Source organism: Azospirillum sp. SYSU D00513, from assembly GCF_017356015.1.
Lineage (GTDB): Bacteria > Pseudomonadota > Alphaproteobacteria > Azospirillales > Azospirillaceae > Azospirillum.
Genome location: NZ_JAFIQV010000018.1, coordinates 1 through 12,751, shown reverse-complemented (window position 1 = coordinate 12,751; position 12,751 = coordinate 1). Strand labels below are relative to the sequence as shown.

Here is a 12,751-nt window from a genome sequence, read left to right as displayed (position 1 = left end):
TTGGAAACTCTGGATCCCCGCGTCCGCGGGGATGACGGTGGAAGGTGGTCGGAACCTTGCTTTGGTCGATCAACCCTCAAAGTTAGCACCTATGCTCGTCCGCGGGGATGACGGTTAACTTCTGATTGCCTGAGTTGTTTTCTGATCGGGAAAAGTTTTTACGCCAGCATGTCGAGCAGGCGCTTGGTATTATCCTGCGCTGTCGCCATGACCTTGGCGTTGGCGGCGAAGTCGAACTCGGCCGAGGAGATTTCGAGGACGACGGCGGGGTCGAGGTTGCCGACGGCGAGCTGTTCGCCGGCCGCCTGCACGCGCGCCTGGGCGTCCGCCATGCCGGAGAGCGCCGTCGATTGCGGGGCGAAGAGGGTGGGCGTCGCGGGCGCGCCGATCTCCATGGAACGGTCCTTCTCACCGATGCTGGAAAGACGCTACGCCCGCACCCTTAACCATTTGTAAAAACGGCGGCGCTCAAGCCGCCGTCAGACGGTCGGCCAGCCGCGCCAGGAAGGCGCCGGCCTCGGCCGTGTCGTGCAAGGACCAGCCGGCCAGGGTGGGCGACGGCGGGTCCATGACGCGGATGCCGAACCCCTGCCCTGCTCCGCGCTCGGCGAGCGCGCGGAAGGCGTCCTCGTCGGTTTCGTCGTCCCCGATGTAGAGCGGCACGGTGTCCCCGCCGGCCAGCCCGAGCGTGTCGAGCAGGGCCAGCACCGCCCGCCCCTTGTCCCAAGGGATGGCGGGGCGAAGCTCGAAGATCTCCTTGCCGCCGGTCAGGCGCAGGCGCGTGTTGCGCCCGGCGATGCCGGCGACGGCGTCGGCGACCCAGCTCTTGGCGGCGGGATCGACCTGGCGCGTGTGGACCGCGACGGCGAAGCGCTTGCGCTCGACCAGCGCACCGGTGACGCCGGCCATCGCGGTCTTCAGCTCCGCCTCGGCGGCGTCGATCTCCGGCATGAACTCGACACCGATCTGGGTGCGCAGGTTAGGGCCGCGGATGTCGAAGCCGTGGCTGCCGGCATAGACCAGCTCCTCCAGCCCGACATGGCGCGCCACGTCGTCGAGGTCGCGCCCGCTCACCATCGCCACCGGGCAGAGGGCCGCAAGCCGGCGGATCGTCGCGCGCACGCCCTCGTCCAGCAATGCCAGGTCCGGCCGCTCGACGATGGGGGTCAGGGTGCCGTCATAGTCGAGGAACACGGCGGGCCGGCGGCCTTCCAGCCCGGCCATGAAGTCGTCGAAGCGCGCGAGGGCGGATGGGGTGTCTGCCGTCGAATCCGCTAGCGGCTGTGCCAAGGGTCTTTCTCCCGCTGTCGCGTGTGGTGGCCCGGTGTCCGGCGCCCTCTGTCCGGCGCCTTCCATCCGGCGTCCTCTATCCAGTGCAGGGCCGGCGGGGAAACAGGACCGCCTCTTTGTGACCATCCGGCCACACCGCCCCCGGAAAAGGCCGCGCAGGCCCGGAAGGCCGCCGCATGGGTATTGAATCGCCCGCAGGGTGGATTACCTTCTGCGTTGCAGCAAGCGATTGCTGCGTCGCCCTTCTTGGGCGTTTCCTCCCTAGACTTGAAGGCCGCGCTTTTACGAGCTGCGGCCTTTTTTTTGGCCGGCGTTCAGGCCCGCGACCTTGGCCACGCCCGCCGGGCAGGGCTTCTTGTGCCAAAGTTTCGAGACCCCTGGCAATCCTGACCCTCGATATAACTCCGGTGTTTCCAGTTTAGTCCTTTCGGCATGAAACTGCCTCCCCGGCACGCTTGCGCCCGAAGCAGGGTCGGCGTTTAGCTTTGCCCTTTCCGGTCAGGATTCGGCCAAGGGGAGGAGCAGGCATTTGCAGGCACTGGTCAACGCGACGGTCCACACGGGCTTCGACGAGGCGGGAGCCGTGGCGGGGGACGCAGCCGTCCTGATCGACGGCGACAGGATCGCCGGCGTGGTCCAGCGCTCCGCCGTGCCGCCCCGCGTGCCGCAGCACGACCTGGGCGGCGGCATCCTGGCGCCGGGGTTCATCGACCTCCAGGTCAATGGCGGAGGAGGGCTGCTCTTCAACGACCGGCCGACGCTCGGCACGGCGCGGCGCATTGTCGAGGCGCACCGGCGCTTCGGCACGACCGGCCTGCTGCCGACGCTGATCACCGACAGCCGTTCCATCCGCGCCACGGCCATCGCCGCCGTCCGCCAAGCCATCGCCAGGCGGGTGCCGGGCGTTCTGGGCCTCCATCTCGAAGGCCCGCACATCGCGGCGGCCCGGCGCGGCGTCCACCACCCGCGCCACATCGCCCCGCCGGAGCCCGACGACCTCGCCCTGCTGGCCGGGGCGAACGGCTTTCCGACGCTCCTCACCCTGGCGCCGGAGACGGTGCCCCCGGACACCGTCCGCGCCATGGCCGCCGCCGGGCTGGTCCTGTCCGCCGGGCACAGCGCCGCCCGCCTGGAGGAGGCGCGGGCCGGATTCGCCGCGGGCATCCGGATCGTCACGCATCTCTTCAACGCCATGAGCCAGCTCGGCTCCCGCGAGCCGGGCCTCGTCGGCGCGGCGCTGGACGACGACGCCGTCTGGTGCGGCATCATCGTGGACGGCCACCATGTGCACGACGCCTCCGTCCGGCTCGCCTGGCGGGCCAAGCCGCACGGCAAGCTGTTCCTCGTCACCGATGCCATGCCCCCGGTCGGGGCGGAGGGAGGGGACAAGGCGGGCTTCACCCTGTATGGCGAGCCCGTCCGGGTCGAGGACGGGCGCTGCGTCACCGCCGACGGCACGCTGGCCGGATCGGCGCTGGACATGGCGTCGGCGGTGCGCAACTGCGTGGAGCGGATCGGCATCCCGCTGGACGAAGCCCTGCGCATGGCCGCCGCCTACCCCGCCGACGCGCTGGGCATCGCCCAAGAGCGCGGCCGCATCCGCACGGGCATGGCCGCCGACCTCGTCCATCTCGACGAGCGGCTGATGCCGCGCGCCACCTGGGTCGGTGGAAAAATGGCGCTCTGCTGAACGGAACCCCTGCCCCGTTGCCCCATTCTGTCGTATAGAAGCGCCCGAAAGACCGAACGCCGACAAGACCCCAACCCGATCCCAGGAGTTTCCCATGGACATCGCCCTGATGGCTGCGGCCCTGCTGTTCTTCCTCTGGCAGACCATCTCCGACTGACCGGTCGCCGACAGGCCAGCAAAACGGGGCGGCTCCTTCAATGGGGCCGCCCCGTTGCGTTTGTGGGGGCCGGACGGTTAGGCGGCCCGTTGCAGATCGTAAGGCTGGATCAGGATCTCGGCGGGAATCCGCAGTTCTTCGGAGAGGCGGCGGATCATCGGAAGCGTGAGCGCGCCGCGGCGGTTCAGCACCTCCGATACCCGGCCGCCGGAGCCGATGATCGGCTCCAGGTCGGCCCGCGTCAGGCCCCGCTGCTCCATCATGAACTCGACCGCCGCGATGGGGTCGGCCGGCGGTATGGGGTGATGCCACCGCTCATAAGCCTCCACCAGCGTCACCAGCACATCCAAACGGTCGCCCTCATCGGTGTCGGGCTCCGCGTCCCAAAACCGTTCGATCTCGGAAAGCGCGGAGGCGAGGTCCGCGTCGGTCTTGATCGGCGACACTTGCATTCAAGTGCTTTCGTGCGGCTTTGCCAAAAGGTCCAGAGGCACCCGGAGCGCTGACGCGATCCGCGTCATTGCGTCAAAGCTGCCGGGCTTCTTTCCGCTCTCGATTTCCGACAGATAGGATGGGGCGATGCCCGCAGCTTCCGCGAGACCCCGTAGGGTGAAGCGCCGGTGTTCCCGGAAGGCTGTGATCGGATGCCCTCCGTCAAGGATGCGTTCAACGACTTCGAATGGGTACGCCTCGGTTTCTCCGGCCTCAAGACGGGCCGAAATGGCTTCGATGTCGGCGAGATCCTGCGCATCGGTCAGAAGTTCCGTAAGCGCCTCGAAGTCGGCCCTCGTCAAAGTCACGCTGTCAGGCGTTTCCGCAATGGGCTTGATCGGCAAAACCTTCATCGACAGACCTCCCTACGGTTTCCGACCTTTACGACGGTAACAACAAGGGCGGTCCCGTCGATCCGGTATAGGGCTCGCCATTCACCGTGTCGAATGCGGCCAGTTCCACCGCCGAACGCCTTTGCCCAGGAATGCTGAGCGTAGGGATCGGCTGCGAAGATGTTCATCTTTTTCCGCAAAGCAGCGGCATCGGCCTTTGGCATCTGAAGAAATGCCTTCGCCGCGGCGGATTCGATGACAAGCTTCATAACAAGATGATCGCTGTTAGCGAACACTTCGTCAAGGCGCCGTCGCCGTTGAACAGCACGCGCCGTCCCAGCAAACAGAACGACCGTTCCGTCAGATAGTCACCCGAACAGCCAGGCCGCCCCGCGCATGCCGCTTTCGGCGCCGTGGCTGGCGCGCAGGAAGCGGGTGCGGGGGGGGGTTGCCAGTGCCCAGCGGCCCCAGCGGGCGGGGACGGTGTCGTAGAGGCCGGGAAGCCCCGACAGGCCGCCGCCGACCACCACCGTATGCGGGTCGAGCAGGTTGATCACGGCGGCGAGCGCGCGGGCGAGCGCGTCGGCGTGGCGGTCGAGGGTGCGCAGCGCGGCCGCATCGCCGGCCGTGGCGCGGGCGGCCAGTTCCGGCGGGGTGGCGGTCTCGCCGGTCAGGCGGGCATGCAGCCGGGTCAGGCCGGCGCCGCAGAGAAGCGGCTCGATGCAGCCGGACCGGCCGCAGCCGCAGGGCTCCTCCGGCCCGTCCTCCGCCTCGCGCCAGGGCAGCGGGGTGTGGCCCCATTCGCCGGCGAGGCCGTTGGCGCCCGGCAGGATCCGGCGGTCCACGACGATGCCGCCGCCGACCCCGGTTCCGAGGATGATGCCGAACACGACCGCTGCGCCGGCGGCGGCCCCGTCCACCGCCTCCGACAGGACGAAGCAGTTGGCGTCGTTGGCGAGCCGGACCGGGCGGTCGAGGCGCCGGGCGAGGTCGTCCGCCAGGGGCTTGCCGTGCAGCCAGGGCAGGTTCACCGCCCACACCGTTCCTGCCTCGGAATCGACGATGCCCGGCAGGCTGAGGCCGACGGTCGCAGCGCAGGCGCCGGCATCCGATTCCAGTGCCCGCACGGCGTCCGCCAGCGCGTCGAGCGTCCCGTCATAGGCATGGGGCGTGGCGGCGCGGTGGCGGGCGCGCTCCCCGCCATCGGGGCCGAGGGCGACGGCGGCGATCTTGGTGCCGCCCAGGTCGATGCCGATGCGCATGCGCGTCCTGCCTTGCTGGAAATCCTGCCCGGCCACGGCCGTTCCGCACACGGAACGACCCCGCCGGGCCAAGTCGGATTACCCTATACCCGCAGCCGCGCACCCCGACCAGCGGATCCGAAAGGCGCACCTCTCCATAAGAGCGCGATCAGCCTCCCCTTTGCACCGTCGCATGCCGGCGGTCGATCACTAGACTCAAGAATAGGGAGCACCGTGTGCCCGGAACATCCCGCCGCCGCCGGATCCATCCGCCGGCGGGGGCGGGCTGGACCGGGCGCATGGCCCCACCCATCACCTCAACGGCTTGTGCAACGAATGCCCATGGATCGCAACGCACCGAAGCCCGCCTCGTCCACGCCGCGCACCCCGACGGCCTCGCTGCGCCCGGACCAGAGGGAGGTCTATGACGGCCTCCTGCTGGCGCTGCTCGCGCGCAAGCGCCTTCTGGTGCTCGTCGGCGATGCCGGCACGGGCCGTGCCGGCGTGTTCGGGCATCTCCTGGAGCATGTCGCCTCGGACGGCGCGCTGGTCCTGCCGGTGGCCGCACGGACCGGAGCGCAGGTGGAGGAGCTGATCGCCGAGGCCGGCGACGGTGTCCTGCCGTCGGAGGAGGAGCGCGATTTCGAGACGCTGATCGGCGAGCTGGAGGAACGGCTCGACCTTGCCGGCTATGGCCTGCTGGCGGTCGAGCAGGCGCAGCTCCTGGCGGTCGCCACGCTGAGCGACCTCGTCGATCTCAGCCAGTCCGAGACGCCGGCCGGCCGCTCCCTCCAGGTCCTGCTCTGCGGCACGCCGGAGCTGGAGCGCATGCTCGCGGCCCCGGAACTGGCCCCGGCGGTGCGCGAAAGCGGCGTCATCTACCGGCTGGCGCCCGGTGCGACCCCGTCGGTCAGCCCGGCCATCGGCCTGTCGGCCAACCCTGTTCTGAGCGCGAAGGACACGCCCACCGTCGTCCGCCCGATGAACCGCGGTCCCGCGCGGGAGCATGACCGGAACGAGGCCGGACCGCCGGATTTCGACCGCGCGGAGCCCGGACGCCGGGACCCGCACCGGCTGGAGCCGGTCCGGCAGCGCGGCGAGCCGATCCCGGAACCGGGCGAGCCGGAGATGCCCCGCTTCCAGCAGGAGTTCCGCCGCCCGGCCAACGACGGCGTGCCCCCCGGCGCGATGGCGGGCGCGGCAGCGGGTGCCGATCCCGACTTCGCGCGGATCGACGCGGGCTGGCCGCCGCCGGACAACAGCGGCTGGGCAGCACCACCGCCGCGCCGCCGCCTGAGCCCCGCCCTGCTGGCCGGCGTCGCCCTGACCACGCTGGTGCTGGCGGGGACCGGCGTCGCCCTGACCATGCCGGACTCGCCCCTGGTGGAGCGGCCAGCCGCCGCGCTGCGGGACGGCTGGAACGGCGTGCGCGCCTTCGCCGACCAGAACATCGGCAACCCCTTCGCCACCCCTGAAGCCAACCCGTCCGCCAACGCCGGGGCGGCGAACGGGCGCGTGCCGGGCTTCGACCCCTTGCGCAGCCCCGTCGCCGTGCTGCCGAACCGGCCCGGCGGGACCGGCCTGCCGGGCGAGGCTTCGAACGGAACCGGCATGAACGCGGCCGGCACGAACGGGTCCGCCCCGAACGGCTACACGCCGCCGCGTGCCGAGCCGCCCGCCACGGTCGCCGCCCTGCCGCCCCCCCCGCCCGCCACGCAGCCGGATCGCGGTGCCGCCGGTGGATTGGCAGGCAGCACGGCGGGCGGCATGGCCGGTTCCGGCAACGGAGCGGAAGGCCCGGCGGAGCTCGACACCAACTCGCCCGAGACCAGCACCGCCGTGCTGCCGCCGCTGGAGGACCCGCCCAACGCCGGCGGGCTGCCCCCGGCCGAGCCGCAGGGCTCCGGCGATGCCGGTGACCCGGCGGAGGCCGAGCGGGTCCGCGCGCTGGTCGAGGAGGCGCGCCGCCAGATCGCCGCGAAGCACCTGACCACCCCGGCCGGCGACAACGCCTACGAGACGGTGCGGCGCCTGCGCGCCCTGTCGCCGAACGCGCCGGAGATCCAGGAGCTTCTGGCCTCCATGGAGTCCACCTACCGGCGCTGGGCCTCGTTCGCCGAGCAGCGCGGCGACTTCGGCAATGCCCGCCACTTCTACGAGCGCGCCCTGATCGTGGCGCCGAGCAAGGACGAGCTGCGCGAGCGCATCGAGACCTCCGACAAGCGCGAGGCCGAGGCGCAGAGCGGCACGTCCGTGAAGCCGGGACTGGAGTCCCGCGAAGCCGCCATCGCCTTGCTGCGCCAGCCGGCGGCGCTGCGCGACCTGCTGAACGGGAGCAACGCCAACCCCAACGCGCGGGTGGGCGACGGCAAGAGCCTGCTGATGCTGGCGTCCGAACAGGGCATGACCGAGGCCGTGCGGACCCTGCTGCAGAAACGTGCCCGCACCGACCTGCGCACCGGCGACGGTGCGACGGCGGTCATGTACGCCGCCTGGGGCGGCCATGAGGACGTCGTCCGCGCGCTGGCCGACGCCGGGGCCGACCTGGACGCCACCAACGCCGACGGCAAGACCGCGCTGATGGCGGCGGCGGCCCGCGGCCATGCCGGGGTGGTCAAGGCGCTGCTCGACCGGGGCGTCACCGTGGACCGGGCGACCGGCCATGGCTGGACCTCCCTGATGTACGCCGCCAACAACGGCCATGAGCGCATCGTGCGCATGCTGGTGGAGCGCGGCGCCAACCCCTACCGCATGGACAATGACGGCAACTCCGCCCTCACCCTCGGCGCTCTCCAGGGCCATGTCCAGGTGGTCGAGGTGCTGAAGCCGCGCTGACATCTCCGGACCGGACGGCGCGGCGGCCGTTCCCGGCTGGAAGAATACAGTCCAAAGATGACGGCTCCGACTTCGCAGCAGCATCAAATTCGTGTTCTTGGTGCTGCCGAGAAGCCCGCGGGACCAGTTGGCCACAAGCAAAGCGCCTACGCCCCTATCACGGGGTCGAGCCAAGTTGCCCCCAGGCACCTGGAAACGAGGAGCGCCGCGAAGGCCAGAACCGGGGTCCGCGCGTCCGCCATGACGTGCCGATAGGTGGACCGGAGATTGTGGTCCTCATGAACGTGCCCATGCTCGTGATGGTCATGATGCGCGTGACCATGGCCATGACCTCGGGCAGCGAGGATGAAGACGCTCGCTGCGTTCACCAATGTGATTGCGGTGATTGCGGTGATTGCGACGACAACCAGGGTCCGGCGTTCACCTGCGGCAGGTCGATCCTGGCCGAAGATGCGGTCGTGCCGCCAACGGTCCATGGTGTGCATGCTCAGCCGTTTCCAGCCTCGGTCAATGAGCCGTGCGTCCGATCGTCCAGCGCGTGACCTCGGCGTCGGCCAGGTTCAGCGGCACCTCGGGGTGGTGCACGCGGTGGAGGATAAGGGCGGCTTCGCCGGCATGCTTTGTTGGCGCACCGCAAGCCGGTCATTCAATGAAGGCACGTTCGTCCGCCGGACGGCAGCAGAGATGTTTCTCCTCGTTCGTCAGGATGGACCACGGCGCTTCAGCCTCGCCGGGGCTAATGGGAATGATGTTGATCGATAACGAGCGCATGCCGGTGACGGAGAACTCCGTGCCGGTGCGGATGGGCGTGCGGCTCCGGCCCTTCCCACCCCTCATGATCATGCTGGTGGTGCTCGTCATGAACGTGCATGTGGTCGTGGCTGTGAGCCTCATGGCAATGCTCGACTTCGACCAGGTTGCCTGACGGCCACAGGCGCGCCGCCAGAGCCGTTGAGACCGCCGCCAGGGTGCCCAGCACGGCGAAGGCAACCTCAAGACCGGCTTCCGAGCCAAGCCAGCCCGCGAGGGGATACGCAACCAGCCAACAGGCATGGCTGAGCGCGAATTGGGCCGCAAACAGCGCGGGGCGATCCTCAGCCTGAGCGGAGCGTCGCAGCAGCCTTCCCGAGGGTGTCGATACGGCTGCGTTCGCGGCCCCGAGCACGAACCACACCGGCAGCAGCAGAGGCAAGGCTGCGGCCAAATGCCCTGACAGAGCGCCTCCCCCAATGAGAGCCGCCATTACCAGAGTTCCTGCTGCGAGCAGCCAAGCTCCCAAGAGCATGACGGAACGGTCGGACAGGCGCTTGAGCAGGCGTGGGAGCAGGAAGGCTACTGCCATCGAACCGGTGCCGTAGGCGGCCAGGACGACGGCAACATCGCTCTCGGTACCGCCTAGAGCGCCGCGGACGAGGACCACGGTGTTCACGATGACCATGGCACCGGCGGCGGCAACGGCGCCGTTGAGCGCCAACAGGCCACGCAGTCGCGGCGTCTTCACGTAAATTCGGATACCGCGTGTGGTCCGCTCGTAGACACCGCCCCGTCGCTCCGCGGGCGCAGCCTTGGGGAGGAGGGCGGCGCGGACCAGCAAAGCCGATCCCAGAAAGCCGGCCACCGTCCCGGCGAACAGGTCGTGGTAGCTGACCACGGTCAGCAGGGCAGCGGCGAGTGTCGGACTGGCGAGGCTTTCGAGGTCGTAGGCGAGGCGGGCCAGGGAAAGCGCCTTGGTGTACTCGGCCTCATCGGGCAGCACGTCCGGGATGGTGGCCTGGAACGTCGGCGTGAACGCTGCGGACGCCGACTGGAGCACGAAGATGAGGACGTAGACCTGCCAGACCTCGGTGACGAAGGGCAGGCTCAGCGCGATGACCGCGCGGACCAGGTCCATGGCGACCAGAAAGGCACGCCGGGGCAGTCGGTCGGCGAAAGCGCCCACCACCGGCGCGATGCCGACGTAGGCCACCATTTTGATCGCCAAGGCCGTGCCCAGGATCGCTCCCGCCTGAGCACCGCCCAAGTCATAGGCGAGCAGGCCCAGCGCGACCGTCAGGAGGCCCGTGCCGATAAGGGCGATGACCTGCGCCAGGAACAGGTGACGGTAGGTCCGGTTGGCCAATGGGGAGAACATGGGCAACCTCTCGGGGTGTCTGTGAGGTGCCTAACCCAGCTAGGTCAGAGATATTTGGTGATCTCCTTGAACTCCCGGGCAGCCGCTTTGCCGTCCTGCCCGGGTTCGCCCATGGCGTGGTCGAGGCAATGGTCGAGGTGGTCGTGGATGAGCGTTTTTTTCGCGGCGCGCACGGCGCTCTCGACCGCATGAAGCTGCTGAGCGATGTCGAGGCAGGAGCGCTCCCCCTCGATCATCTCGACGATGCCACGCAGGTGGCCTTCCGCGCGCTTGAGGCGCTTGATGATCTCGGGATGGGAAGAATGCTTGGTCATGTGAGCGAACCTATCCCCCGGGAGGGCATAGGGCAAGCTCTCCCCTCCAATCATATGTGGCGCTGCTATCCGTCTGAGTTCGGCAGCCGTGGGGATGCAGCTGGCAGTTTACAGCTTCCCCCCGGAGGGGATACCGTGCCGGTGCCTTCGGGTGCCCGGTGAATGCGAACAGGTCCCCACGATCCCGACCCTCATGTCGAAAACATTGCTCATGACTGGCCTGCGCCTGATGACCGCCTTGGCGGTCATGCTGGGCATGCTGTCGTGGGGGAACCACAGCATCTCCTCCCACGGGCCCGGCATGGTCTTGGCTGCCGCGGACGCGGATCATGGTGCTGCCGTGGGCTTGGACGAGGATCACGTCCATGAGGGTCACGTCCATGACGAGGATCCGGGCGAGGAGCCGCATTCCGATCCTGTCCATGGCCACAATCCCGCGGATCACTCCCATGTGGCCATGAGCTTTGTCGCAGCACCGGCTATGTTCACCGTCGCCGCGCGGGCCGCCTGGCAAGGTGGGGCGTCCTGGGCGGAACACGGCGAGCCCCTCTATTTCCTCGACCGTCCTCCACGGTCCGGCGCCGCTACGTGACCATGCCGTTGCCTTAGGCGCGGCCGTTCCAAGCACGAACACCGGAATCCTGACGATGAACGGACCTCTGCACGGAGTCCGGTCACGCGCGCTGCTCATGCGCTCGCGAACCGCGCTCCTTGCCCTCGTGGCCACTTTCCTGCTGCTTGCCTTTACCAACCCTGACGCGCTCGCGCACAGCGTGACGCAGGGGGACAAGGGCTACATCCAGGAGATCACGGGCACCCACCTCATTCCCTTCGCATACCTCGGCGCCAAGCACATGGTGACGGGGTACGATCACCTCCTCTTCCTGTTTGGGGTCATCTTCTTCCTTTACCGCCTCAAGGACATTGGGCTCTACGTCAGCCTGTTCGCCTTGGGGCATTCGACCACGATGCTCCTGGGCGTGTTCCTCGACATGCACGTCAGCGCCTACCTGATCGACGCCATCATCGGCTTCTCGGTCGTCTACAAGGCGCTCGACAACCTCGGCGCTTACCAGCGCTGGTTCGGCGTCCAGCCGAACACGAAGGTGGCGACCTTGGTCTTCGGTCTGTTCCACGGGTTCGGGCTCGCGACCAAGATCCAGGAATTCGATATCGCCCCGGACGGCCTCCTGCCGAACCTTCTCGCCTTCAACGTCGGTGTCGAGATCGGCCAACTGCTCGCGCTGTCGGCCATCCTCATCGCCATGAGCTACTGGCGCCGCAGCGCCGGGTTCCGGCGCCACGCCTATACCGCCAACGTAGCGATGATGACCGCCGGGTTCATGCTGATCGGATATCAGCTGACCGGTTGGGCCGTCGCCTCCTGACAAGGATGACATCCATGTACAACACGAAAATCCCCGCCCAGGCGGATCTCCCGACCTCCGGGCAACTGCTGCGCTCAACGGTGATAGCGGCCGTGACCGCTGCGGTGCTGTTGGTCACGACCGTGCTTCCGGCCGAATACGGCATCGACCCCACCGGAGTGGGCCGCGTGCTTGGCCTGACCGAGATGGGGGAGATCAAGGCCACGCTCGCCGAGGAGGCGGAGGCGGACGAACGCGCAGCCAAGGAAGGCGCTGCGCCCCCGACGCCGGCGCCGGCGACCGCCGCGCCGGACCAGCGCTCGGAAGCTACAGACGCCTTCCTGTCCCGCTTGGCCGGCTTGGTGGTGCCGTCCGCGCATGCGGCGATGGTGGTGCCTGCGTCCCCTGAAGTTACAGCCGCGGTGACGACCGTCGCCGAGGCAGCGAAGTCGGACGAAATGTCGCTCACGCTGTCTCCCGGTCAGGGGGCCGAGGTCAAGGTTGCGATGAAGAAGGGTGCGAAGACCAGCTTCGCCTGGACGGCCGAAGGCGGGGTCGTGAACTTCGACACCCATGGGGAGCCGAGCGACGCGCCGAACAAGACGCACAGCTACAACAAGGGCCGCGGCGCCGCCAAGGACGAGGGCGAAATCACCGCGGCCTTCGATGGCAATCATGGCTGGTTCTGGCGCAACCGCGGCAGCCAGCCGGTCACCATCAAACTGCGCGCCAGCGGCGATTACTCGAGCTTCAAGCGCGTGATGTAACGAAGAGCCTGGCCCTGCGCAGTCTGTCTGCGCAGGGCTAGCCAACTGAGAGCCTGTTTGACTGAAACCTGCTTCTGCCTGTTGGTGACGGCAGGAGGAGTGGACGATGTGGACAGACGCGCAGCGGGAAAAGTA

General features: G+C 68.7%; 15 protein-coding genes. 7 read left to right on the top strand and 8 right to left on the bottom strand.

Annotated elements, in window-relative coordinates; translation table 11 throughout:
* Positions 1-158: 158 nt before the first annotated feature.
* The gene (locus JUB11_RS14770; protein WP_207459329.1) at positions 159-395 is read right to left on the bottom strand and encodes a hypothetical protein; all 237 of its coding nucleotides are present in this window, start codon (positions 393-395) and stop codon (positions 159-161) included.
* A 73-nt stretch (positions 396-468) separates the two neighbouring features.
* Positions 469-1,290 carry a trehalose-phosphatase gene (gene otsB / locus JUB11_RS14765; protein WP_247887067.1) on the bottom strand — a complete coding sequence of 274 codons (822 nt, stop codon included), beginning with the start codon at positions 1,288-1,290 and terminating at the stop codon, positions 469-471.
* Between the two features lie 529 nt (positions 1,291-1,819).
* Here otsB and nagA point away from each other — a divergent pair.
* Positions 1,820-2,980, top strand: coding sequence for an N-acetylglucosamine-6-phosphate deacetylase (gene nagA / locus JUB11_RS14760; RefSeq protein WP_207459327.1), 1,161 nt, complete (start codon positions 1,820-1,822; stop codon positions 2,978-2,980).
* Positions 2,981-3,214: 234 nt separating this feature from the next.
* Here the strand turns inward: nagA and JUB11_RS14755 are convergent, their stop codons facing one another.
* The 3 genes from JUB11_RS14755 to JUB11_RS14745 are packed head-to-tail and all read right to left on the bottom strand — an operon-like array spanning position 3,215 to position 4,149.
* Positions 3,215-3,589 (bottom strand): transcriptional regulator, encoded by a 375-nt coding sequence (locus tag JUB11_RS14755; RefSeq protein ID WP_207459326.1) that lies wholly within the window; start codon positions 3,587-3,589, stop codon positions 3,215-3,217.
* Complete coding sequence (locus JUB11_RS14750; protein WP_207459325.1) at positions 3,590-3,982, bottom strand: helix-turn-helix transcriptional regulator; 393 nt, start codon at positions 3,980-3,982, stop codon at positions 3,590-3,592.
* Positions 3,979-4,149 (bottom strand): type II toxin-antitoxin system RelE/ParE family toxin, encoded by a 171-nt coding sequence (locus tag JUB11_RS14745; RefSeq protein WP_247887076.1) that lies wholly within the window; start codon positions 4,147-4,149, stop codon positions 3,979-3,981. The genes JUB11_RS14750 and JUB11_RS14745 overlap by 4 nt, the downstream gene beginning before the upstream one ends.
* Between JUB11_RS14745 and JUB11_RS32775 the strand changes: the two genes are divergently transcribed.
* Entirely contained in the window at positions 4,069-4,329 is a 261-nt protein-coding gene (locus JUB11_RS32775) for a hypothetical protein (protein WP_247887080.1), read from the top strand. The genes JUB11_RS14745 and JUB11_RS32775 overlap by 81 nt on opposite strands.
* On the opposite strand, the gene JUB11_RS14740 is transcribed toward JUB11_RS32775, so the two are convergent.
* On the bottom strand, positions 4,330-5,223 hold the full coding sequence (locus tag JUB11_RS14740; RefSeq protein ID WP_207459323.1) for an ROK family protein: 894 nt from the start codon (positions 5,221-5,223) through the stop codon (positions 4,330-4,332).
* A gap of 321 nt (positions 5,224-5,544) precedes the next feature.
* Between JUB11_RS14740 and JUB11_RS14735 the strand changes: the two genes are divergently transcribed.
* Together JUB11_RS14735 and JUB11_RS14730 are read left to right on the top strand one after the other, a co-directional pair.
* The gene (locus JUB11_RS14735) at positions 5,545-8,037 is read left to right on the top strand and encodes an ankyrin repeat domain-containing protein (protein WP_247887066.1); all 2,493 of its coding nucleotides are present in this window, start codon (positions 5,545-5,547) and stop codon (positions 8,035-8,037) included.
* Positions 8,038-8,315: 278 nt separating this feature from the next.
* Complete coding sequence (locus JUB11_RS14730) at positions 8,316-8,579, top strand: hypothetical protein (protein WP_207459321.1); 264 nt, start codon at positions 8,316-8,318, stop codon at positions 8,577-8,579.
* A 194-nt stretch (positions 8,580-8,773) separates the two neighbouring features.
* On the opposite strand, the gene JUB11_RS14725 is transcribed toward JUB11_RS14730, so the two are convergent.
* Both JUB11_RS14725 and JUB11_RS14720 read right to left on the bottom strand, forming a co-directional pair.
* Complete coding sequence (locus JUB11_RS14725) at positions 8,774-10,168, bottom strand: MFS transporter (RefSeq protein WP_207459320.1); 1,395 nt, start codon at positions 10,166-10,168, stop codon at positions 8,774-8,776.
* Between the two features lie 44 nt (positions 10,169-10,212).
* Positions 10,213-10,482 (bottom strand): metal-sensing transcriptional repressor, encoded by a 270-nt coding sequence (locus tag JUB11_RS14720; protein ID WP_207459319.1) that lies wholly within the window; start codon positions 10,480-10,482, stop codon positions 10,213-10,215.
* A gap of 211 nt (positions 10,483-10,693) precedes the next feature.
* On the opposite strand from JUB11_RS14720, the gene JUB11_RS14715 reads away from it, so the two are divergent.
* From JUB11_RS14715 to JUB11_RS14705, 3 genes are read left to right on the top strand one after another with little or no spacing between them, the layout of a single operon-like run.
* On the top strand, positions 10,694-11,074 hold the full coding sequence (locus tag JUB11_RS14715; protein WP_207459318.1) for a hypothetical protein: 381 nt from the start codon (positions 10,694-10,696) through the stop codon (positions 11,072-11,074).
* A gap of 55 nt (positions 11,075-11,129) precedes the next feature.
* A complete protein-coding gene (locus JUB11_RS14710; RefSeq protein ID WP_207459317.1) occupies positions 11,130-11,870 on the top strand; it encodes a HupE/UreJ family protein in 741 nt (246 codons plus the stop codon).
* 14 nt (positions 11,871-11,884) lie between these two features.
* Positions 11,885-12,616 (top strand): transmembrane anchor protein, encoded by a 732-nt coding sequence (locus JUB11_RS14705; protein ID WP_207459316.1) that lies wholly within the window; start codon positions 11,885-11,887, stop codon positions 12,614-12,616.
* The last annotated feature ends 135 nt before the right edge of the window (positions 12,617-12,751 follow it).